Origin of the sequence: Caldalkalibacillus salinus (genome assembly GCF_016745835.1) — a bacterium.
GTDB classification, from domain to species: domain Bacteria; phylum Bacillota; class Bacilli; order Caldalkalibacillales; family JCM-10596; genus Caldalkalibacillus_A; species Caldalkalibacillus_A salinus.
On sequence record NZ_JAERVL010000030.1, the window covers coordinates 1 to 22,405 of the forward strand.

19 protein-coding genes and 1 riboswitch are annotated in these 22,405 nt (G+C 41.6%); of the genes, 8 read left to right on the forward strand and 11 right to left on the reverse strand.

From position 1 onward, the window contains the following. Positions 1-150: 150 nt before the first annotated feature. A riboswitch (cyclic di-GMP riboswitch) is annotated at positions 151-241 on the reverse strand. A 438-nt stretch (positions 242-679) separates the two neighbouring features. Beyond that, on the forward strand, positions 680-988 hold the full coding sequence (locus JKM87_RS15665) for a YtpI family protein (protein WP_202081316.1): 309 nt from the start codon (positions 680-682) through the stop codon (positions 986-988). An 85-nt stretch (positions 989-1,073) separates the two neighbouring features. Here the strand turns inward: JKM87_RS15665 and JKM87_RS15670 are convergent, their stop codons facing one another. The 5 genes from JKM87_RS15670 to JKM87_RS15690 all read right to left on the reverse strand — a co-directional run bounded on the left by JKM87_RS15670 (position 1,074) and on the right by JKM87_RS15690 (position 6,420). Then, positions 1,074-2,381, reverse strand: coding sequence for a DRTGG domain-containing protein (locus tag JKM87_RS15670; RefSeq protein ID WP_202081317.1), 1,308 nt, complete (start codon positions 2,379-2,381; stop codon positions 1,074-1,076). A gap of 87 nt (positions 2,382-2,468) precedes the next feature. Then, positions 2,469-2,801, reverse strand: a complete 333-nt coding sequence (locus JKM87_RS15675; protein WP_202081318.1) for a hypothetical protein — start codon at positions 2,799-2,801, stop codon at positions 2,469-2,471. Between the two features lie 251 nt (positions 2,802-3,052). Beyond that, positions 3,053-3,742: a metal-dependent hydrolase gene (locus JKM87_RS15680; protein WP_202081319.1), complete on the reverse strand. Its 690-nt coding sequence runs from the start codon at positions 3,740-3,742 to the stop codon at positions 3,053-3,055. A 462-nt stretch (positions 3,743-4,204) separates the two neighbouring features. Beyond that, positions 4,205-5,548: a glucose-6-phosphate isomerase gene (locus JKM87_RS15685; protein WP_202081320.1), complete on the reverse strand. Its 1,344-nt coding sequence runs from the start codon at positions 5,546-5,548 to the stop codon at positions 4,205-4,207. Between the two features lie 209 nt (positions 5,549-5,757). Beyond that, positions 5,758-6,420, reverse strand: a complete 663-nt coding sequence (locus JKM87_RS15690; protein ID WP_202081321.1) for a potassium channel family protein — start codon at positions 6,418-6,420, stop codon at positions 5,758-5,760. A gap of 287 nt (positions 6,421-6,707) precedes the next feature. Here JKM87_RS15690 and JKM87_RS15695 point away from each other — a divergent pair, with 287 nt between their 5' ends. The 5 genes from JKM87_RS15695 to JKM87_RS15715 are packed head-to-tail and all read left to right on the forward strand — an operon-like array spanning position 6,708 to position 11,339. After that, a complete protein-coding gene (locus JKM87_RS15695; protein WP_202081322.1) occupies positions 6,708-6,902 on the forward strand; it encodes a hypothetical protein in 195 nt (64 codons plus the stop codon). A 32-nt stretch (positions 6,903-6,934) separates the two neighbouring features. Continuing rightward, positions 6,935-8,071 (forward strand): GerAB/ArcD/ProY family transporter, encoded by a 1,137-nt coding sequence (locus tag JKM87_RS15700; protein ID WP_202081323.1) that lies wholly within the window; start codon positions 6,935-6,937, stop codon positions 8,069-8,071. After that, positions 8,072-9,265, forward strand: coding sequence for a Ger(x)C family spore germination protein (locus JKM87_RS15705; protein ID WP_202081324.1), 1,194 nt, complete (start codon positions 8,072-8,074; stop codon positions 9,263-9,265). Positions 9,266-9,286: 21 nt separating this feature from the next. Beyond that, a complete protein-coding gene (locus JKM87_RS15710) occupies positions 9,287-10,834 on the forward strand; it encodes a spore germination protein (protein ID WP_202081325.1) in 1,548 nt (515 codons plus the stop codon). Between the two features lie 4 nt (positions 10,835-10,838). Then, positions 10,839-11,339, forward strand: a complete 501-nt coding sequence (locus JKM87_RS15715; protein ID WP_202081326.1) for a hypothetical protein — start codon at positions 10,839-10,841, stop codon at positions 11,337-11,339. Between the two features lie 31 nt (positions 11,340-11,370). Here the strand turns inward: JKM87_RS15715 and JKM87_RS15720 are convergent, their stop codons facing one another. The 4 genes from JKM87_RS15720 to JKM87_RS15735 all read right to left on the reverse strand — a co-directional run bounded on the left by JKM87_RS15720 (position 11,371) and on the right by JKM87_RS15735 (position 14,859). Then, positions 11,371-12,093: an amino acid ABC transporter ATP-binding protein gene (locus tag JKM87_RS15720; RefSeq protein WP_202081327.1), complete on the reverse strand. Its 723-nt coding sequence runs from the start codon at positions 12,091-12,093 to the stop codon at positions 11,371-11,373. Next, positions 12,090-12,782: an amino acid ABC transporter permease gene (locus tag JKM87_RS15725; RefSeq protein WP_336885195.1), complete on the reverse strand. Its 693-nt coding sequence runs from the start codon at positions 12,780-12,782 to the stop codon at positions 12,090-12,092. Before JKM87_RS15725 ends, JKM87_RS15720 begins: the two co-directional genes overlap by 4 nt. 151 nt (positions 12,783-12,933) lie before the next feature. Next, the gene (locus JKM87_RS15730; protein ID WP_236838890.1) at positions 12,934-13,824 is read right to left on the reverse strand and encodes a basic amino acid ABC transporter substrate-binding protein; all 891 of its coding nucleotides are present in this window, start codon (positions 13,822-13,824) and stop codon (positions 12,934-12,936) included. A gap of 282 nt (positions 13,825-14,106) precedes the next feature. Next, complete coding sequence (locus JKM87_RS15735; RefSeq protein WP_202081328.1) at positions 14,107-14,859, reverse strand: IclR family transcriptional regulator; 753 nt, start codon at positions 14,857-14,859, stop codon at positions 14,107-14,109. Positions 14,860-15,191: 332 nt separating this feature from the next. On the opposite strand from JKM87_RS15735, the gene acnA reads away from it, so the two are divergent. Next, on the forward strand, positions 15,192-17,906 hold the full coding sequence (gene acnA, locus JKM87_RS15740) for an aconitate hydratase AcnA (RefSeq protein WP_202081329.1): 2,715 nt from the start codon (positions 15,192-15,194) through the stop codon (positions 17,904-17,906). Between the two features lie 314 nt (positions 17,907-18,220). Next, on the forward strand, positions 18,221-19,912 hold the full coding sequence (locus JKM87_RS15745; protein WP_202081330.1) for a formate--tetrahydrofolate ligase: 1,692 nt from the start codon (positions 18,221-18,223) through the stop codon (positions 19,910-19,912). A 214-nt stretch (positions 19,913-20,126) separates the two neighbouring features. On the opposite strand, the gene JKM87_RS15750 is transcribed toward JKM87_RS15745, so the two are convergent. Continuing rightward, positions 20,127-21,284 carry a Ger(x)C family spore germination protein gene (locus JKM87_RS15750; RefSeq protein WP_202081331.1) on the reverse strand — a complete coding sequence of 386 codons (1,158 nt, stop codon included), beginning with the start codon at positions 21,282-21,284 and terminating at the stop codon, positions 20,127-20,129. Between the two features lie 4 nt (positions 21,285-21,288). Then, a complete protein-coding gene (locus tag JKM87_RS15755; RefSeq protein WP_202081332.1) occupies positions 21,289-22,404 on the reverse strand; it encodes a GerAB/ArcD/ProY family transporter in 1,116 nt (371 codons plus the stop codon). Position 22,405 lies beyond the last annotated feature (1 nt).

Genomic DNA, 22,405 nt, shown 5'->3' on the forward strand with positions numbered 1-22,405 from the left:
TTTGAAACCCTCTCCTTTTAATTGTTTTTGGTGAAGTTTTCCTCGAGCTTGTCCGTCGACGTTACTCCAGGGAGGCAGGTTCGTTCCTCCTTCATCCATAAAAAAGAACCCCTTTTTTGAGGAAGAGGGGTGGTTTCACGCCCTGCATCCTTCGGTAGCTGGCTGGCTTTGCGATCATTAGATCACGTTAGCCCCTGTAGCTTTGCGTCACTGGCTTTCACCAGTTTTGCCTTTATCGGGATTCAGAGTGTTTTTCCGAATCCGATAATTAATTTCTGTATACATCATAACCCGTTTACGCATTCGTGAACATCCGTCAAAGTTCTTATTTTCCGACAATATACTACATAAACATAAAGTCCTATTTGGACTTCATAAGTGTGTCTATGAACCTACTTATATAACCTTTTGTTACATTTATGGTATTATTTAGTTGTTTATTATGTCGAAATATGGGAGTTGGCAAGGTGTTAGTAGATTTTAGCGGTAAAGTTCTTTAAAATGAAAGGGTAGGAGTTGTTCATTAAATGAAAGTTATTCAAACCCTTGAATTACTTTAAAGTAGAATGTGATTATTACATGATTACTACAAGGTTTCTTCTTAACCTTGACCACAAGTAAGGTATAGTTAAAATTACTGACATTAATTATTACAATGGAGAATTGAGGGATCACGTTTATGGGTAACATTTTATTACTCGTCGTTGTATTTGCTGCGAGCTTCGCTATTTTTTATAGTGTTCGCACGCGTCAATACCGTAACAAAGAAAATATGGATATCATGAGATTCTATAATGCGAAAACCAATATCGCGATGGGGATTATGCTGGTTTCAATGGCATTGATTCAGCTATTTACTTTTCCTGAAACGACGGGTTGGCGCATTGGTGTGGGTATAGTATTTCTATTATTAGGAGCCTTTAATTTTATGATGGGACTTAGAAATTACAATACCTTCGCCCCTAAGGTATATAAAGAGAAAAAATAACGTATATTATTCAATTATCGAAGCATTTCCTTTACTCGAACGCCGCCAACAAAAGCCTGTCACTTCATGAGTGAACAGGCTTTTTTTAACGGTCTATAATCTGTGCGGTCATTATTCCTTTGGCGATCATATCATGTCCATGATACACTTCGACATCTACTTTACCGAATTTCCGACTCAGTTCGAGGACTTTTGGTATCACTTGTATCTCATTCTCCAACTGAACAGGCTTTAAAAAGTAGATAGAGATATTTTCAGCGACCACATCCCCTTTTTTACTACGGCGAAGGGTACGATTACCTGCTTCAGTCATAATCGTTGTAAGTACACCACTGGACAGTGTCCCCACATGGTTAATCATTTGAGGCAGGACTTTTCCTCGTATCGAGTAATGTTCACCATCCTCCTCCACGAAATGATGAATCATCTGATCTTCAAACGTCTCGCCTATTTGAGGTTGTTTCTGCATGTATTGCATCGCTTTCAAGACGTCTTGTCGGCTAATAATGCCGAGTAAGTATCTATGCTGGTCCACGACGGGGAGTATCTCAATCCCTTCCCATACCATCATATGAGCAGCAGATGCGACGGATGTTTTTACCGATACTGTTTTGGGATATTTGGTCATGACTTTATCTATGGTCAGGTTACGAGAATGACCCAGTATATCTTTGGCGGTGATGACACCGTGTACCTTCCCCTGTTCATCCACTACCGGATAACGACTATGATTGGTTTTTTCGCTATTCTGGTACCAGTCTTCTATCGTTTGGGTCGTTTGCAAAAAGACGGTGTGCGCCTTAGGAATCAGTATATCTTCGACCATCACAATGTCTTTTTTAATTAGACGGTCATAGATAGCCCTGTTGATCATTGCGGCCACAGTAAAGGTGTCATACGAACAGGAAATAACGGGGCGCTCAAGTTGATCTGCAAGTGCTTTAACTTCTTCTGTCGTGTCAAAGCCCCCTGTAATAAGGACGGCCGCACCGTGTTCCAAAGAAGAGCGATGGGCTTCTTCACGATTCCCAACTATTAATAGACTGTCACGATCAATGTACTTGACCATTTCCTCAAGCTTCATGGCTCCTATCACAAATTTATGCAACGTTTTGTGCAGCCCAGCTCTCCCACCGATGACCGTACCATCAACCACATTGACAACCTCAGCAAAGGTGAGTTTTTCTATGTTCTCTTTTTCTTTTTTCTCAATTCTAATGGTCCCTACTCGCCCGATGGTACTGACAATGCCTTGGGCTTCCGCTTCCTTAATCGCCCGATAAGCTGTTCCTTCACTCACTTTAAGTTCTTTTGCGATTTGTCGGACAGATATTTTATGCCCAATATCTAAACCCTCGATATAATTTAATATTTGTTCATGTTTTGTCGGCATCATACACCATACTTTCCTCAGGTTCCGTATTCATTCCATATAAGTTTATTATACAGAGAATAGAGGAAAGAAGGCAACGAAAGTGTTTTACCTAGAGTGCACGCGGCGATGACGATAACGTCTTAGACGACGAATCGCTTCTTTCTGTTCTTTCGTTAATCTTGGACGCTCAACGACCTCTCCTCTCCCTAATCTCATGATGGCTGACAAGTTAGCACCAATGACGAGCAAACAGAACAGTATCCACAGAAAACTAAAGCCAAATTCAATTGAGCTGCCATAAACAGGTAATCTTGGTGTAGCAAACCCTAGCATCAACAGTGCTCCTACTAAACACGTCCAATATCTCATGAGTGGTGGCATATGAATCATCCTCTCCCTCAATATTATGAAAAATAAGTCATCTTTTTGAGCTTTCATTGTGCTTTACATCGCCTATGATAGCCATACTCTTTTAATATTTTTTAGCTAAGTGTGAAAGTGACCAAAAATACTCTATATACCTAGCTTACATTAATAATTTATGCACCAGTTGGACAAACATGCAAAAAAAATAGCGCGGCATCTGCCACGCTGTTTATATTAAGGGGGTTTTCTATTGTCTTAATCTTACCGTATTAATATTACATGAATGTTACAGTCCATTATCAAGTTGATTACAATTGTTAAGGTTAGAGTTCTAACGTGTCTGACACTTCCATGACAATGCCTTCTATGCCTTTTGCTTTTAATGCATCGGCAAAGGCATGCGCATCTTGTTCAATCAGAGGAAATGTATTGTAATGCATTGGAACGACCTTCTGTGCTTTGACCCATTCTGCTGCGGTTAGAGCGTCTTCAGGACCCATGGTGAAGTTGTCACCAATAGGAAGAAAGGCAAGGTCTATATTGTTTCTTTCTCCTATGAGTTTCATATCACCGAACAGACCTGTGTCACCAGCGTGGTAAATCGTCTTGCCTTCAAGCGTTAAGAGAATTCCCCCTGGCATTCCGGTGTATGTGATGGTTTGGTTTTCTTCATCCGTATATGCGGAGCCATGGAATGCTTGTGTGAATTTCACTTGACCAAAATCGAAGCTTGCACTTCCCCCTATGTGCATCGGATGCACGTTACAGCCTTTCCATCCTAAGAAAGTCGCTAATTCAAACGGTGCGATCACTGTAGCGTTATTTTGTTTGGCGATTTGTACTGTATCACCTACGTGATCATTGTGCCCGTGTGTGAGTAAGATGTAAGAAACCTTGATATCTTCCGGATTTGCTTTTGCTACAGGGTTCCCATTTAAAAATGGATCAATAATGAGAGATGTTTGATCGGTTTCTACTTGAACACAACTTTGTCCATGAAATGTGATTTTCATTGATAAGACCTCCCTTGAATGCTAATTCTATCATTATTGTATAATAAGTGAGTCTATACTTCTATGGTGTCAAGTTCACTACCAACATCCTTAATTAAAGCATACATTTAAAAAATTTAATGAATTTTAATTATTCAGTACATAAATGATCGGCTAGCCCCGAAAAATTAGATAAGAGCCAAGCATGATATCTGTACAGCAGATACCAACGCTTCACTTGAAGGGGGATCCTCCCCCCTTCTCCCCCTTTATTTACCCTACTAGGATATTGACGGAGGTATATCCGTCAAATAAGTAATAACCCTACCTTACCAATGATGGACGGATGATGAAATCTCATTATCCATTGCAACGTTTTGATAAACAAAACAAAAAAACTGTTGGGACGACATAGTAAGTCGCAACAGTTTTTTTATATCCATTTATATGATAAATGGGCGCTTAATCATAACCCTCATTACGTTACAAACGTTTTTCTAGCGCGGCTTTTTCTTCTTCAAAGCCCGGTTTGCCCAGAAGAGCAAACATGTTTTTCTTGTAGGCTTCAACACCTGGTTGATTAAACGGGTTCACGCCTAAGAGATATCCGCTTATGCCACACGCCTTTTCAAAAAAGTAAACGAGGTGTCCGAATGTTTTGGCCGAGAAATCATCGATGGTCACCACAAGATTGGGGACACCGCCATCTGTGTGCGCAAGCAGGGTGCCTTCAAATGCTTTTTGATTTACCACATTCATCGTTTGGCCTGCGAGATAATTAAGCCCATCCAGATTTTGATCATCTTCCTCTATCACGATATCCTCTGGTGCTTCTTTAACCTGGAGCACTGTTTCAAATAGATGACGTCTACCCTCTTGGATATACTGCCCCATAGAATGTAAGTCCGTTGTAAAATCGACAGAAGCCGGATAAATACCTTTTTGATCCTTACCTTCACTTTCGCCAAAGAGCTGTTTCCACCATTCTGATACAAAATGCAAGGATGGTTCATAGTTAACGAGTAATTCAATGGTTTTCCCTTTGTTATATAAAACATGGCGGACGGCAGCATACTGATAACATTCGTTCTGTGATAAATCTGGGTTCGCGTACTTTTGCTGCGCCTCGCGTGCCCCTTCCATCATGCTAGATATATTGATGCCTGCTGTAGCAATGGGTAAAAGCCCAACGGCAGTAAGCACAGAGTAGCGTCCCCCTACATCATCAGGTACAACAAACGTTTCATAACCCTTTTCCGTAGCTAATTGCTTTAGGGCCCCTTTCTCTGCATCTGTGGTGGCGTAGATGCGAGATTTGGCCTCCTCTTCACCGTATTTCTTTTCTAACAAGTCACGGAAAATGCGGAAAGCTATGGCCGGCTCAGTCGTTGTGCCCGATTTACTAATGACATTAACAGAGAAGTCTTTTCCTTCCAACACTTGAATCAGGTGTTTCACGTATGTAGCACTGATATTCTGACCAACAAAGTAAATCTCAGGTGTTTGACGCTTAGCATTTGGAAGTTGATTATGGAACGTATGTGTCAACATCTCTATCGCTGCCTTAGCACCAAGATATGAACCCCCAATACCGATAACCACAAGCGCATCTGAATTGTTTTGAATTCTTGTTGCGGCTTGTTGAATTCGTTCAAACTCCTCTTTGTCATAAGCTTCAGGAAGGTCCACCCATCCCAGATAGTCGCTCCCCGCTCCAGTTTGTTCATGGAGCATATGGTGAGCCGTTTCGAGCATGTGTTTTTGTTGTGAAAGCTCTTCTTCTTTAAAGAAAGGTAATGCTTTTGAGTAATCAAATGATACAGCCATGATTTTCCCTCTTTCCTTCATTAGATATTTAGTCCCCGCCCACAGGTTGGTTTCCAACTATATATAATCCTTGTCCATATAGAGTGATCTATTCATCATTCCTCCATGGCTGTTCTATTCACTCTAGCCAGCACATTTGGAAGAATGATGATGACATTTTATGAACAGGATGCACCAATCGAGGTTGGTGTCTTTTCTAGTGTCGTTCGTTAGTTATCTAAAGTATCTTCAAAATGATTTATATCTTTATTGCTTCCAATTATCACTAATATATCGCCTTTATAAACAACATCTTCCGCTCGTGGGGACACATTAATATCATTAGCATAGGTTTTGATGGCCATAACGTTACAGCCATAACGTGCACGAATGTCTAATGAACCTAGAGTTTTCTGATGCATTTTATCTGTAACGGCTATTTCAACCAAGCTGTATTCTGGAGAAAGTTCAATGTAATCGATGACGTTTTCAGACACGATATGGTGTGCAGCTCTGACCCCCATGTCACGTTCAGGATGGATAATGCGATCCGCACCGATTTTCTCCAAAACTTTGCTGTGATAATCATTTGTTGCTTTAACTGAAACTTTCCTTACACCCATATCTTTAAGGATAAGTGTCGTTAGGATACTGGCTTGGATGTCATCTCCAATCGCGATAATGGCATGGTCAAAGTTACGAATACCTAGCTGTTTCATCGCTTGTTCATCTATAGAGTTAGCTTGAACAGCCTGTGTTGCGACAGAAGAAAACTCTTGTATTTTACTTTCATCCTTGTCAATGGCCAAGACTTCGTGTCCCAAGTTGACAAGTGTTTTCGTAATGCTTCCACCAAATCTTCCGAGTCCAATGACAACGAATTGTTTTTTCATTGTAATTTCTCCTTTGAACGATAAAACAGAGAAGTAGCGATACTACTTCTCTTATGTTTTGCAATTGCATGCAACGATTATACTCTTGCAACGTTGAATTTGCAACAGGACAATGCACCTTTATTTTATTGTTGTATGAGTAAAAGTATCATCATGTTCAAATGGTTTTTTCAAAAGACTTTTATGTGCGCTCATATTTCTTCCTATCTTGGCGCAACCTACACGTATAAACCATCATTTAACAAGTATGAGTGAGATAAACAAAAGCATGAAAGGTGGTGTAATACGTGCAGCATCTTTTAGAATATGTCCCACCAATGTCTGTATGGTTGAGTGGCCTGGCATTTTTGGTGTCACTTCTTCTCTTCCAAAGGTTATTTAAACTGATTGCCAAGCGATGTGAATTACCTTGGATGGACCAAAAAAACCTTAAGCAGAAAGAGCAAATGTTAATGAAATTGAAAGATGAACGGATGAAATAAATCGAGCTAAAGCATAGAAGGAGTTGCACTTCATGGTCCGACACGACTATCAGCTCAGTCCACTCGAAATGGCGATATCATTAATGGCCATGATTATCGGTGTTGGTGTGCTAACAGTGCCGCGCTCACTTGCCGTTGAACTAAACACCCCTGACGGATGGATCTCTCTTGTTCTAGCAGGCTTGTTTGTGATGGGCATCGTGACATTATATGTCCTGTTACAAAAACAATTTCCCTCCAAAACAATCCTTGAGTTTTTAGCTGAAGGAACTGTCGGTAGGTATGCAAGTTATGTACTCGGTTTCATGTTTATTCTGTACTTCATCAGTCTCAGTGGCTATGAGGCTAGAATATTGGCTTTTGTCGTTAAGATGTATCTATTGGACCAAACACCGTCTGAAGTATTAGTCTTATTAATTCTCATTTGCACCATGTACGCCGTTAGTAAAGGATTTCAGGCCATCGTTCACTTAAACTTTTTATTTTTACCCATCATTGTTTTGGTGCTAGTGTCTCTCATCTCCTTTAATATAACTGAGATTGAAATAGATAACCTTCGTCCCGTTACCCCTGAAGGTGCATTTGTACCGATTATGGGTTTAAAGGAAACAGTGTTCACCTTTATAGGTATAGAGATCATACTGTTTTTCATGTCTAGAATGAAAAAAGAGGACCTCAAGGCTAAGAGACTCAATATAGGGATTGGCATCACGACACTGCTGTACATTACTATCACTATTCTCGCCTATTCATTGTTTACCGTCGATGCGGTTAAGTTAATTACGTTCCCAACCGTTGAGTTGGCTAAAGTGATAGAAATACCAGGTGCCTTTTTTGAACGTTTGGAATCCGTCATGATCACAGTATGGATTATGGGCATTTTTAATACGTTGTCCATTACGCACTATCTATCAGTCGAAATTACAAAGAAACACTTTCTTCGCCGAATGCCTTTGTCCACATTGGCCATTTTGACATCTGTGATTATTTTTTTGGTAACGTTTATTCCACCTAATATTGTTAAAGCTTTTAAATTTGGAGATTGGATTGGTTACACTGGCCTCACTTTATATCTATTGTGTCTTTTATTTGGTTTCCTCACCATACTGATGAGAGCCAAACAGAAAAAGAAGAAAGACGATCAACGCCCTATACAAGGAGGCGTTTAGATGCAACTAAGCTTTCGCTTTATAGTAATGCTACTTCTACTTCTCACTTTAAGCGGCTGTTGGGACCGTACCGAAATTGAAGATGTAGGGTTTATTATGGGTATTGGTTTAGATCCGGTACAAGACGATGAACAGTCAAAACAACAAACGAATAATCAAAAACCTAGGACCTATAAATTCCGTTCAACTTACCAAATGGCTGTCCCAAGTAAAATTGGATCACAAGGCGCGGGGCAGAAAGGGCAACCTTTTTTTACCATTACGGAAGATGGATCAACCAACTTTAAACAGGTCCGTAATATTGCTGCCCGCACGAGTCGCAAACCAAATTTTGAACACCTCAAGGTTTTGTTGGTCAATCAAGAATTAGCACGAGATGGCATTCTAAAACCCATGTTTGATTTTTACTTGCGTGACCATGAGATGCGTAGACATACACAAATCTATATATCCAGTGCACCAACCATTGATATCTTGAAAATAAAATTGCCGTTGGCAGAAATTTTAGCCCAGAGTCTCTATGAGATGGGCGAAAATTACTCACTCGTTCTAGAGGAGATTGAGCCAACGGACGTTGGAACAATCTCAGAACAGGTCATTGGGGAAAGGAGTTTTCTTATCTCCAGAATTCTGTTGGAAGGAGAGGAAAGAGTAAAACTCACTGGCGCAGCCATCTTTAATGGTTATTCTGGAAAAATGGTGGGTTGGCTAGGTGGTAAGGATATCATAGGCTACAACTTTATAAGTGGACAAGGGCTAAATGGTGTACTGGAATTAGACTTTAAAGGAAATAAAGTCAACTTTGAAGTACTCAACAACAAAACAGTTATATCTTATGAGAAGAAAAACGATAAGGATACATTTTCAGTTGAAATAAACGTGGAAGGGGCACTTGGAGAAAGCTGGGCTTATGAAGTGCCTGTTAGCGAGGAAAAGATGATTAAAGAATTAGAAAAATCCGTAGTCAAGGAGATTAAGGATCACGTTACAGCGGTTGTGGACAAAATGCAACAGGAGTTCCATTCCGATATCTTTGACCTTCATAACAAAGTAAGAACAAGCGACTATCGTTACTGGCAGAAAGCCAAGAAAGACTGGGACAAAGAGAACGGTGGGTTTGCTAAAAGTGAGATCAATGTAAAGGTCCATGTAACCATCAGACACTATATGTTAAATGAGCGTATGGAAGATTGACATTTAAGAAGGAGTTCCCCAATGTTTAAGAAGCTGTTTACCAAATTAAATGAAGATGGAACGAGACAGTCCGATCAATATAATATACGCCTTTCTTCCAATATAGACACCACTATTAAAACGATAGACAATCTTGTCGGCGAAAGTGATGATGTCAGATTTAAGGATTTCTATATCGCTGGAAAAATCAGAGCCACCGTGATTTATTTTAGCGGTATGGTGGATGAGAAAGGTTTGGAGTATAGTGTGCTGCGTCCTCTCATTATAAGCAAGGATCAAGTGCTCGCCGAAAAGAGGGGACTAGCATTAGCAAAGCATATAACCCAGAAGGTCATGACGGTGTCTGAAACACATTTATACGACAACTTTGATGAAGCTTTTCTCCCTTTTATGTCTGGCGATGTGCTTATGGCTGTTGAAGGTGTTGAACATTTACTGGTCTTAAGTTTAAGTGAGTTTAACGAACGTTCCGTAGAAGAGCCCAAAAGTGAAGTGGTCATTCGTGGTCCCCGGGATGGCTTTACTGAGAACATTAAAACAAATACAGTTCTAATCAGAAGAAGAATAAAAGACCCTAATTTTGTTGTACAAATAGGATCACTCGGTAGAAGAGCAAAAAAGACGTTTGCCATCGGTTTTATAAAAGGCGTAGCAAATCCCGACCTTGTTGAGGAAGTACGTTATCGCCTAGCTTGCATTGATTCCGACGACGTCTCTGAGACTGGGACCTTAGAACAGTTGATACAGGATAATATCTTTACACCTTTTCCTCAACTGCTTCATTCAGAGCGACCAGACCGTGCGGCTGATGCAATTATGGAAGGGCAGGTCGTCATTTTATTAGATGGGACACCCTTTTGTTTACACGCACCTGTGACCTTACACCAATTACTAAAATCTCCTGAGGATTATTATGAACGCTGGGGTATTTCCAGTCTCATTCGGATCCTCCGTTACATCGCCGCTTTTATATCTATGTTTGTGTCGGCCATTTATATTGCACTCACAACGTATCATCAGGGCATGATACCGACAACACTCGCTTTATCAATTGCTGGAACGAGAGAAGGCGTCCCCTTTCCAGCCTTAATTGAAGTATTATTGATGGAAATCACTATAGAATTACTCCGGGAAGCAGGGATTAGACTCCCTCGCCTCATCGGCCAGACGATTGGCATCGTTGGTGGACTCGTGATTGGTGAAGCAGCCATACAGGCAGGTATTGTCAGTCCTATATTGGCTGTTGTTGTAGCCTTAACTGCCGTGTCATCCTTTGTCATTCCTAATTATAGTGTCAGTATCGCCTTTCGTATGCTACGTTTCATTATGATGTTTGCTGCAGCAGCTTTCGGGTTATACGGCATTATCATTGTGTACATTATGATTAATATCCACCTCGTGGGCTTACGCAGTTTCGGAAGTTATTATTTATCCCCTTTTGCGCCATTTTCTCCCACGGATTGGGTCGACGTTATCATTCGTGCACCATTGCCCACTTTACGTATAAGAAAAGCAGAACCGAAGACACTAGATAGTAAGAAACAGAAAACCAAAAAGCAGAAGATGTGATCCCATGAAAAAAGACAATCAGGCATTGGAAACCCTGTTGTGGAGTATCGCCCTGCCAGGGTTTGGACAATTCATAAACGGTAAATATATCAAGGGTATCTTGCTTGTCATTATTGAGATTCTTATTAATGTACAGGCGCGTCTTAATGTTGCTATCGTATTCAGCTTTTATGGCCAGATGAATGAGGCCGTCCAGCAGAGCAATTATCAATGGCTCATGTTTTATCCTTGTATTTATTTGTTTGGTATATGGGATGCTTATCGCGATGCAGGTGGATATACAAAACCGTATGATTTCTTACCTTTCCTCATGTCTGCCTATGTTGGAACCATCGGCGTCATTTATTCCCATACCTTCGAAATATTTGGGGTCATGTTAGGTCCTATCTTTTTACCGATCCTTTCCTTAATTTTAGGGGCGTTTATCGGGTACCTCATACAAAGCCGACTTATAAAGAAAAACCCCAGTGAGCCCGAAACGTCTGGGAACACTGAAGGCTCTTAAATTATTTGATCAAGAACGTGATCACAATTATTTAAAGTACTTTACTTAGAAAAGCCTTTGTTCTTTCGTGTTGGGGATGATTAAATAATGCTTCTGGTGTATTCTCTTCAACAATATATCCGCCATCCATGAAGATGACTCGGTCACCCACTTCACGGGCAAACCCCATCTCATGCGTAACAACCACCATGGTCATCCCTTCTCTTGCCAATTGTTTCATGACGGATAGCACCTCCCCGACCATCTCGGGGTCAAGAGCGGAGGTAGGTTCATCGAATAGCATAATACTGGGCTCCATTGCCAGTGCTCTAGCAATTGCAACCCTTTGCTTTTGACCACCGGACAGAGAATCGGGGTAGACATGCCTTTTGTCACCCAAACCTACCTTGTCTAGCAATTGCTCGGCTTTCTTCTCCGCTTCTTTCTTGCCCCACTTGTGTACCCGTCTGGGTGCTAATGTAATATTGTCCATTACCGTCTTATGCGGGAAAAGATTAAATTGTTGAAACACCATACCCACATCGGTACGCACATCATTGATATTTGTTTTTGGATCGGTTAAGTCAACACCGTTAATGAGGACATTTCCCGCCGTAACAGCTTCTAATAAATTGAGGCATCTTAAAAAGGTGGACTTACCGGAGCCAGACGGTCCGATAACGACGACAACTTCCTGTGGTTTAATCTTCGCATTGATGTCTTTTAAAACGTCTAGATCTCCAAACGACTTTTTCAAGTTTTGTACTTCTATCATCCCGTGTCCAGCCTCCTTTCTAAGTAGCTCACAAGCTTAGATAATGAGATCGTAAAAATTAAATAAAACACTGCTGCCATAAGATATGGTTCTGCCACACTAAATGTATTGGATTGGGCCAGTCTTGAATAATAGGTGATCTCTGGTACAGCAATCACCATCGCCACAGAAGAGTCTTTTAACAAGATAATGGATTCATTCCCTAATGGCGGGATCATTCTCTTAAAGGCTTGTGGTAAGATGATATCTTTCATCGCCTGTACCTTGGTCATACCTAGAGATCGTGCCGCTTCCATTTGGCCCTTATCAATCGACTGTATACCTGCCCTAAATATTTCTGCAATATACGCACCCGCGTTTAATGTTAGAGTCACAGCGGCTGACGTTATGGGGTTAAAGCCCATCTTTTGCATGATACCAAAATGAATAAATAACATCTGTACGAGCATAGGGGTTCCTCTGAAAATGGTGACATACAATTCAAACGGTAAACGAATAAGACGAATAGATGATAGCTTACCAAGGCCTATAAACAATCCTAAGATTGTACCAAATACGATACCGGCCGCTGAAATCCCTAATGTCACACCTGCCGCTTTCAGAAATATCGGAAACCACGTGATGATAATATCGATGTTGAAGCCAGTATATTCGGAAATAAATAGTTTAAAACTCGTCCAAGCGTCCACTGTCCCTCCTCCTCTCGACTCAATTATAATTGCTATGCATCATCATACGACATCCCCTCCCTCGCAACTCGAGCTTCGCCCAAAGGTTGCTGCAGGGCATCAGTAGGCATAGAAAATGCGTAACGTGCCCGTTACGCATTTTTGGTCCAAATTACTCTGCATTCAGTAAGGTATCAACATCCGGCTCATATCCGAACCATTCATTGAAGATTTCTGCGTACGTTCCATTCTCAATGATTGTTTTCAAGGCAGTATTAACTTCATCTCTTAAAGGATTATCTTTTTTAAAGATAATGCCGTAGAATTCAGGATCAAAGTTCTCAGGATCTCCAATTGCAATCAACTCAGAATCGGGATTCTTCTTTACATACTCCTCTGCAACTGTGTTGTCAATAACGGCCACATCTAGCTCTCCAGCTGTAACGGCCATGATAGCTACAGGCGTAGAATCATAATGACTAATAGCCTCATCAATCTCTGTTGTACTGTATCCTAACTCTTCTAATACGTTTTCTGTAGCAAATTGCCCCGTTGTGCCACTCTGAACCCCAATCTTTTTACCTTCAAGATCTAAGGCGGTTTCAATCTCTGTTCCTTCAGTAAATAACATCATCTGAGCAGATTCAAAATAGGGTGTAGTAAAATCATATGATTCCTGTCTAGATGGATCAATTGTAATGGCGGAAATACCCAGATCAATATCGTCATTCTCTAATGACATAAACAATGGATCCCATCCCGTGTTCGTAATCTCATAATCGTATCCCGCCTCTTCAAGTACAGCGCCAATCAAATCAACATCAAAACCCACAATTTCATTTGTGGCTGGATCTAAACTTTCGAATGGTGGATAGGCCGCATCGGTTCCAATCACTAATGTAGGTTTATCTTCCTCTGTATTTCCCCCTTCGTTGCCTGAAGACTCAGGGTCACCTGACGTTGTTTCTCCTCCCCCACACGCGACCACCAACGTAGTAACGAGCATTAAAACAAATAATAAGATACTTTTCTTAAATTGACCGATTAATAAATGACCGAACAATGAATGTCCCCCCTCAAAATATATAGTGCTCATATTTATGTTTATATGTGTTTTTTTATGCAGCACTTATGTATACATTATACTACTTTTTACCCAAATGTAAATGTAAAATAGTTCTATTTACTCACTGTGTTAAAGCTTTCATTTGTACTATATGACCATATGGCCACTTTATTTTCATACATCGCTTTTTATATTTTAATGGAGATGGTGACCCAAAATATACAAAAAAAACAGGATACTCAGGTGTCCTCCCCGAATGTATCCTGTCTATCTTATTTCTTATTTCACCATATGCCCCATACGTTCTGCAAAGTTGGTGACAATGGGCGCCACTTCTTTCATTTTATCCAGTGTCAGGCGGCTTGCTGGACCAGACACCGCTAGTGCTGCAACTAGGTTACCTGATCCGTTCTTAATAGGGGCAGCGATAGCAGATGTTCCTGCTTCACGTTCCTCTACACTGGTGGCGTAACCAAGCTGTTGTATATTCAGCAACTGTAACATATATCTTTCTTTATCTATCGAGCGGGGCCATTCTTCGTCATTGAGGATCATTTGTTGTGTGTCTGGGTCTGCGTAGGCTACTAAGATTTTACTCGATGCCCCTACGGATAAAGGGAGACGTACGCCAATGGGAGCGACGCGACGAATCGGTTGCATACTTTCAACAGCTTGTATTCTGACCCTTTCTTTACCATCGCGGACATATAAGCTGACCGTTTCCTCTAACAAATCTCGCAGTCGCTCCATTTCAGGTAGTAACAATTCACCCGGATCATCCACTCGGTGTAAATGGGCTGAGAGCTCCCATAGTCTGAAACCTAAACGGTAGCGATCGTTTTCACCGTTTCTGATGAGAAAACCTTTCCGTTCTAGTGACGCTAGTAATCGATAGACGGTACTTTTGTTTAGACTGACACGCTTAGAGATCTCCGTTAAAGTTAACTCCTGCTGATCAACGAAGCACAGCAATATGTCGAGGGCACGTTCAACGGATCTCACAGTCGTCTTTTCATTTTTATTCTCCGGCATCGTTATCCTCCTTTCCTGGTTATTAAGATGTATGTCATTCAAATTGATTTCGGTTGAGCTGTTTTTCTTTTACCTGATGGAACCGTGTGTTTCATTTAATAAAACATGATTTATACTCATACTATTATACACAAGTGGGGTCTGTAAATATTAAGTTGACACTGTATGATTAGGACGAGGACTACGGGCCTGCTTTTTCACACATTTTTTAAAAAGTCATGTACGAAAGTCGAAAAATACGTTATAATAATTACAACAGGAGAAACGTAGTTCCGTTTAGTGAAACTACTGTCTCTCAAAATTTATGCTTAGTATTTTTGGGAGGGTGACGTATGGCTACAAACGACCAATACAAAGTGAAATCTTCATTTCAAGTGAACGGTAAGGATTATGCTTACTACTCCTTACCTAAGGTTGAAGAGCAAGGACTAGGCCCAATTTCTAAACTGCCGTTTTCTATTAGAGTCCTATTAGAGGCCGCCGTTCGCCAATATGACGGCACTGCTATTACAAAAGAGCACGTTCAACAGATCGCTTCTTGGGCAGATGACCAAGAGAAAAACAAAGAAATTCCTTTTAAACCTGCACGTATTGTATTACAAGACTTCACAGGGGTCCCTGCCGTAGTAGACTTAGCCGCAATGCGTTCAACAATGGCTAAAGTTGGTGGAGATCCAGATGAAATTAATCCTTTAGTACCTGTTGATCTCGTCATTGACCACTCTGTGATGGTTGATGCTTTCGGTACAAAAGACGCATTAGCCTATAATATGAATAGAGAATTTGAGCGTAACGAAGAACGTTATCGTTTTCTACGCTGGGCGCAAACGGCGTTCAACAACTTCCGTGCTGTTCCGCCGGCTACAGGTATTGTACACCAAGTTAACCTCGAGTACTTAGCCACGGTAGCTGCGACGAAAGAATCAAACGGCGAAGAAGTTGTTTACCCTGATTCATTAGTGGGAACGGATTCTCATACTACAATGATTAACGGACTCGGTGTTGTCGGCTGGGGGGTTGGTGGTATCGAAGCAGAAGCAGGCATGCTCGGCCAACCGCTATATTTTGTCACACCAGAAGTTGTTGGGGTTAAGCTAAAAGGGAAGTTAGCTGAAGGTGCAACGGCAACAGACCTTGCCCTAACGGTAACCGAGATACTACGTAAAAAAGGTGTCGTCGGGAAGTTTGTAGAATTTTTTGGCGATGGACTGTCTAATATCAGCTTAGCAGACCGTGCGACAGTGGCGAACATGGCACCAGAGTATGGCGCGACCATGGGCTTCTTCCCTGTTGACCACGAAACAATATCCTACCTTCGTATGACAGGCCGGGAAGAAGAACAAATTAAATTAGTAGAAGAATACTATAAAGCACAAGGTATGTTCCGTACAGACGACACACCAGATCCTGTATTCTCAGATACAATTGAATTAGATCTGGGTTCTATCGTTCCGAACCTAGCTGGTCCGAAGCGTCCCCAAGACCGTGTCGAGTTGACTCAAATGAAAGAGTCCTTTAACGAAGTGCTCCGTACACCGATCGACCAAGGCGGGTTTGAGCTTTCAGAAGAGGACATTAATAAGAAAGCGACTGTAGAGTACGACGATGGGACAAAAGAAGAGCTAGATACGGGCGCTGTTGTCATTGCAGCTATCACGAGCTGTACCAACACCTCAAACCCAAGCGTTATGCTAGGGGCAGGGCTATTAGCGAAAAAGGCACAAGAAAAAGGCCTGACTAAGCCACGTTATGTGAAATCAAGCTTAACGCCAGGATCTAAGGTTGTTACTCAGTACTTGTACGATGCTGGTGTGATGGACGCTCTAGAGGCTCTCGGTTTCCACGTCGCTGGATATGGCTGTGCGACGTGTATCGGTAACTCAGGTCCACTGCCAGATGAGGTCTCCAAAGCCATCGCTGACCAGGATATGACCGTTGCGTCTGTGTTAAGTGGTAACCGTAACTTTGAAGGACGCGTACATGCTCAAGTTAAAGCAAACTACCTTGCTTCTCCACCACTCGTCGTCGCTTACGCATTGGCAGGAACGGTAAATATCGATTTAGCTCATGATCCATTAGGTCATGATAAAGAGGGGCAACCTATCTATCTTAAAGACCTGTGGCCGACACCAGAAGAAATTAAGGAAGCGATGAGTCTTGTTAATTCTGACTTGTTCAAGAAAGAATACGACAACATTTTCAACTCCAATCAACGTTGGAATGAAATTGATGCACCACAAGGGGAGTTATATGAGTGGGAGGATGAGTCAACGTATATTCAAGAACCACCATTCTTCACTGACTTGTCCCCAACATTAGAAGAAATCAAAGAAATCCGTGGGGCAAAAACATTGGCACTCCTAGGGGATTCCGTCACAACAGACCATATCTCCCCTGCTGGTAATATCGCACAAGATAGCCCCGCTGGCCATTATCTATCTTCTAACGGGGTCGAACGTAAGGACTTCAACTCTTACGGCTCTAGAAGAGGGAATCATGAAGTGATGATGCGTGGAACATTCGCTAACATTCGTATCCGTAACCTCTTAGCGCCTGGTACGGAGGGTGGTTACACCACTTACCTTCCAACGAATGATGTTATGCCGATCTACGATGCTGCGATGAAATATCAGGAAGATCAAACACCACTTGTGGTGCTCGCCGGTAAAGAGTACGGTACAGGAAGCTCACGAGACTGGGCCGCAAAAGGAACAAACCTGTTAGGGGTCAAAGCGGTCATCGCTGAGAGCTTTGAGCGTATTCACCGTACAAACCTTGTTTGTATGGGTGTCCTACCTCTTCAATTCGAAGAAGGGAAAGGATGGAAAGCACTCGGCCTCACAGGTAAAGAGTCATTTGATATCCTCGGACTAGATGAAAATATTCAGCCAGGGCAGTCATTGACGGTACGTGCGACTCGTGAAGATAATACAACAGTTGACTTCAGTGTCAAAGTCCGTTTGGACAGTGTTGTCGATATTGATTACTATCGCAATGGCGGTATTCTTCAAAAGGTCTTACGTCAACTCGCCAACCAACGCGTTTAAAGCATGTAAAGTTAATGCTAATCTTCACTTTAAAGCTATACCCTCCCCGGGGGTATAGCTTTTTCTCTACAGACAAATTCCAACCCAGGTCCTCCTACTTTTCCCTCGATGCTGAGGTACAGCTTAGAAACAGGTCATATCACCATTTCCAATGATTTATTTTTTATTTTTAAGAAGAAAGGATGAAAAATCATATACATGCAGTGTACAATAGAAATAAATATCAAATCCTATCTATGTGTAGATTCACCTTAGTTATCACGCCTCAAACTACAAAGCTTTCAAGCCTATGTACATATAAGGAGGACATTATGATGTCACAACGCAACCATGTCGAAGATGATATCACCATTGCTCAACAAGCTTCAATGAAGCGCATTGCCGAGATTGCAGAAAGTATTGGACTGTCGGAGGATGATTATGAACCCTATGGCCACTACAAAGCAAAATTAGGTATGAATCTGTCAAAAAAACTAGCGTCACGCCCTGATGGGAAATTGATCTTAGTGACTGCCATTAACCCTACACCTGCGGGTGAAGGAAAGTCCACTGTCACTGTGGGGCTAGGTCAAGCGCTCAACCGTCTTGGTCATCAAGCGATAGTCGCTTTACGAGAACCTTCATTAGGACCGACCATGGGCATTAAAGGTGGGGCCACAGGCGGGGGATACTCACAAGTTCTTCCTATGGAGGATATTAATCTCCACTTCACAGGAGATCTGCATGCTATTACAGCAGCCAATAACGCTTTATCTGCTATCATAGATAACCACATTCATCAAGGTAATGAATTGGGTATTGACCCTCGGCGCGTGATTTGGAAACGTGTCGTCGACCTTAATGACCGAGCTTTAAGGCAAGTCATTGTGGGGCTAGGTGGGCCCATAAAAGGTGTCCCACGTGAAGATGGTTTTGAAATTACTGTGGCCTCCGAGGTGATGGCTGTACTTTGCCTCAGCCATGATATACTAGACCTGAAAGAACGTCTAGCTAATATCGTCATCGGTTATACGTACGCAAAAGAACCGGTTACTGTCGGACAGCTCAATGCCCAAGGCGCTATGGCCCTTTTACTTAGGGAAGCGATTAAGCCCAACCTCGTTCAGACACTGGAAAACACGCCCGCTCTCATTCATGGAGGGCCATTTGCCAATATTGCTCACGGATGTAACAGCTTGATAGCCACAAAAATGGGGTTAAAGCTAGCCGATTATACGGTGACGGAAGCTGGATTTGGTGCAGACCTCGGCGCGGAAAAGTTTATGAATATCAAATCCCGTATAGGGCGTTTAAGTCCCAACGCAGTGGTGATCGTGGCTACCATTCGTGCCCTTAAAATGCACGGTGGGGTCCCAAAAGATCAATTAAAAGAAGAAAACGTCTCGGCTTTGCAAAAAGGATTGCGAAACCTAGAGAAACATGCAGAAACGATACAGGCATTCGGTGTTCCTTTTGTCGTCGCTATTAACCGTTTCGTCACGGACACGGATGAAGAAATTAGCAATCTACAACAGTGGTGTGGGCAAAAAGGTTACCCGGTCGCTTTAACCGACGTTTGGGCTCATGGTGGTGCTGGTGGCGAAGAACTGGTCAATACTTTAATCCCTCTCATAGAAGACCAACCTAACCCTGAACCTAAATTTACTTACGACACATTACAATCCATTGAGGAAAAAGTATTCCAAATTGCCACTAAGGTGTACGGAGCACAGGACGTAGAATTTAGTCCAAAAGCGAAGAAACAAATACAGGCGTTCAACGAACATGGGTGGCATAACCTTCCGATTTGTATGGCTAAGACACAATACTCACTCAGCGATGTGCCAAGTCAACTCGGTCGACCTCAAGACTTTACGGTCACTATACGGGAATTTAAACCGTCAGTGGGTGCCGGCTTTATCGTCGCTCTTACGGGTGATGTCATGACCATGCCTGGCTTGCCAAGGGTACCTTCCGCTATGCACATGGATATAGACCAAGATGGTGAAGCGAAGGGTTTATTTTAAGGCGATATCATAATCCAAGTACCCACTTCCATTCAATTCTTTCTCCTCGGAGTTTAATATTCTAGAGTGTTTTAGAACGAATGCATGGAGAGCTCATACTAACAAGCTCTCCTTTTTAACTTGAAGTAAATGACTTCTGTATAACACTAAACCTCACATGCTATCTCCAAGAAATACATTTAACTAACTCCATTGGTTTTATCATTTCAATTCATTATTGTATGACGCCTGTGCGCGCGAGATCACAATCAACTTTCACGTTGATCTCAGCCTTTTTGAATTTTTCATGCCAATTTTCCCTATTAATGTCACCATTTCTAACTGTACTACGATAAACTTCACCAAACCCAATAACGTCTGCTTCATGTTTCTGTAGTGTTTGTATCACCTTTTTCATTTCATTTGTCACCGCTGCTGCGATGAGATCTTCTACTTTACTAAATACCTTTGGATCTGATAACTCAATGGGCATGGTGATTTCCTGCAAGCGTGCTTTGAGATAGATTTCTACATCAAAAGCTGGTTTTTCTGGATCCACCAACGTGATTCGTCTATTACTGTGGATGTTCTCGATAATAAAATTAACCAAATCATCATTAAGATTGTTCTTGTCTATCCCATGGTCTTCTAATTGCGCTGCCTTTACGCCTAATTCAATACTCCCTGCTTTGAACTGATCCACTACTAATTTTACAAAAAAACTTTCCCGTGGTTTAATCGTCCCCTTCATTTTATCATCACAGAATAGGGCTAACTCCGTTATCTTGACCTCGTCGCCTTGACGTTGGACAATAGGTAACATAGGGTCCTTCCCAATAGCAAAGTAATCATGGACAAATTCGTGTAACGTGGGAGAAATTATTTGTTCGTTTCTAATATTTTGATCCACAAGTTGGTACAGATAGGACCCTATGTTAGGAATTTGTTTATATTGATGGGACAAAATTTCTTCGGCGGTCCCGTCACCGACCATCAGATAGACCATCGAACCGATTGTGGCATCCCTCGCTAGTGTATCAATTTCTTCAAATAGGCCCTCTTCTGCAACTTCCCTACCAAAGACACTCACCCGTAACTGGCCTGAACCAAGTTTATTTGATGACTTTAAATTTTGTACATTACGATTACCTTTGCTTGTGAAAGCTGTACTTTTTAGAATAATCATGGCTTCCTCTGCTTCAGGTTCAAATTGGTGCACCACCGAAGTCGTTTTCATTCTCCCATTTTCATGCTCATCATAACCGACAGCGATAATAATCCCCATTTCTTCAAGGATCGTCGTCTCTACACATCCCACAAGTAGTACGATCGTTAAGAAAACAAGGCAGGACTTACTTATCCAGGATGGTATAATCTTTTGACGTAGGCACATTTGATTAAGACTCCTTTTTAGATTTTTGAGCAAAATACTTCTTCTTAATAATCACCATCATAAACAGAATGACAGGATAAATGACGGTCAAGGCTAGCCCAAACTTACCTGTAAGATCCGTCATCTCGTTAATTTCCACCCTTGTACCCAAGAATAAGTTGCCAACTAATATAATGGGTAGCAGGATATAAAGGGTATTTTTTTGTTTGAAATTAAACATTCTTTTAAAGCCACGGGTAATGGCCCATACAATGAGTAAAAGGTTCGGGAGGATGATCAACATCCATATGGACACAGCTAGATACTCAAAACGCTCAATAAAAGGAAGCTGTATGATTTTAAACATCGTAATCGTACCAAATATGACACTCATCATTTGACCCTGACTGAAATACACAAGACTTACAATCATAACGCCAACATAGACAATGGCTGTCAGTAAGAGGCCTAAGTGGGCATACTTTTGGACCTTGTCCTTTTCCTTTACAAATGGGTAAATAAAATAAATAATTTCAAAACCCACAATGGTAAAGGACATTTTGTAGGCCCCGCGAATCAATGATTTTAGATCACTCTCAAGTATTGGTAAGATTTGATTCCATTCTGCGAACTGTAACGGGTAGTAGCTAAACAAAAGCATCCAAAACGTCAAGATAAATGAGAGAAAACAAACCCCAACAACAGCTCTGATGCCTCCCCTTACGCCGTAAAGGACAAGAAATAATATAAAAAAGGCAATGAGATAATTGGGGATATCCGGAAAAACCCATGTTTGAACGATTTCCGTGTATGTGCGGAGAATAATACTGATGGCGGTCATTAGGTAGAAAATGTAAATGCAGCTCATGATACGCCCTAAATGTTTTCCATATACATCGTGATGGACGCCGTATAGATCGGTGGATTCATAAATTTCTAATGTTTTAATGATTAAATAAGTGATGATATGAACCACGACAACGGAAATAATGACGGATACCCAAGCGTCGTGTTTTGCCTCTTCAAATATAATGCGTTGAAAACCTGCCATACCCACGCCCACCTGATTTGTGTGTACAGCAAAAAAAACCAAGAAGGCGTTAAATAGTAGGTATTCTTTTGGGCGTTCGACCACTCGCATA

Bases quoted from the DNA above. Each gene is read 5' to 3' on its own strand.
- JKM87_RS15665 (WP_202081316.1), top strand. From the start codon at position 680: ATGGGTAACATTTTATTACTCGTCGTTGTATTTGCTGCGAGCTTCGCT.
- JKM87_RS15670 (WP_202081317.1), bottom strand. From the start codon at position 2,381: ATGCCGACAAAACATGAACAAATATTAAATTATATCGAGGGTTTAGAT.
- JKM87_RS15675 (WP_202081318.1), bottom strand. From the start codon at position 2,801: ATGAAAGCTCAAAAAGATGACTTATTTTTCATAATATTGAGGGAGAGG.
- JKM87_RS15680 (WP_202081319.1), bottom strand. From the start codon at position 3,742: ATGAAAATCACATTTCATGGACAAAGTTGTGTTCAAGTAGAAACCGAT.
- JKM87_RS15685 (WP_202081320.1), bottom strand. From the start codon at position 5,548: ATGGCTGTATCATTTGATTACTCAAAAGCATTACCTTTCTTTAAAGAA.
- JKM87_RS15690 (WP_202081321.1), bottom strand. From the start codon at position 6,420: ATGAAAAAACAATTCGTTGTCATTGGACTCGGAAGATTTGGTGGAAGC.
- JKM87_RS15700 (WP_202081323.1), top strand. From the start codon at position 6,935: ATGGTCCGACACGACTATCAGCTCAGTCCACTCGAAATGGCGATATCA.
- JKM87_RS15705 (WP_202081324.1), top strand. From the start codon at position 8,072: ATGCAACTAAGCTTTCGCTTTATAGTAATGCTACTTCTACTTCTCACT.
- JKM87_RS15710 (WP_202081325.1), top strand. From the start codon at position 9,287: ATGTTTAAGAAGCTGTTTACCAAATTAAATGAAGATGGAACGAGACAG.
- JKM87_RS15715 (WP_202081326.1), top strand. From the start codon at position 10,839: ATGAAAAAAGACAATCAGGCATTGGAAACCCTGTTGTGGAGTATCGCC.
- JKM87_RS15720 (WP_202081327.1), bottom strand. From the start codon at position 12,093: ATGATAGAAGTACAAAACTTGAAAAAGTCGTTTGGAGATCTAGACGTT.
- JKM87_RS15735 (WP_202081328.1), bottom strand. From the start codon at position 14,859: ATGCCGGAGAATAAAAATGAAAAGACGACTGTGAGATCCGTTGAACGT.
- acnA (WP_202081329.1), top strand. From the start codon at position 15,192: ATGGCTACAAACGACCAATACAAAGTGAAATCTTCATTTCAAGTGAAC.
- JKM87_RS15745 (WP_202081330.1), top strand. From the start codon at position 18,221: ATGTCACAACGCAACCATGTCGAAGATGATATCACCATTGCTCAACAA.
- JKM87_RS15750 (WP_202081331.1), bottom strand. From the start codon at position 21,284: ATGTGCCTACGTCAAAAGATTATACCATCCTGGATAAGTAAGTCCTGC.
- JKM87_RS15755 (WP_202081332.1), bottom strand. From the start codon at position 22,404: ATGCGAGTGGTCGAACGCCCAAAAGAATACCTACTATTTAACGCCTTC.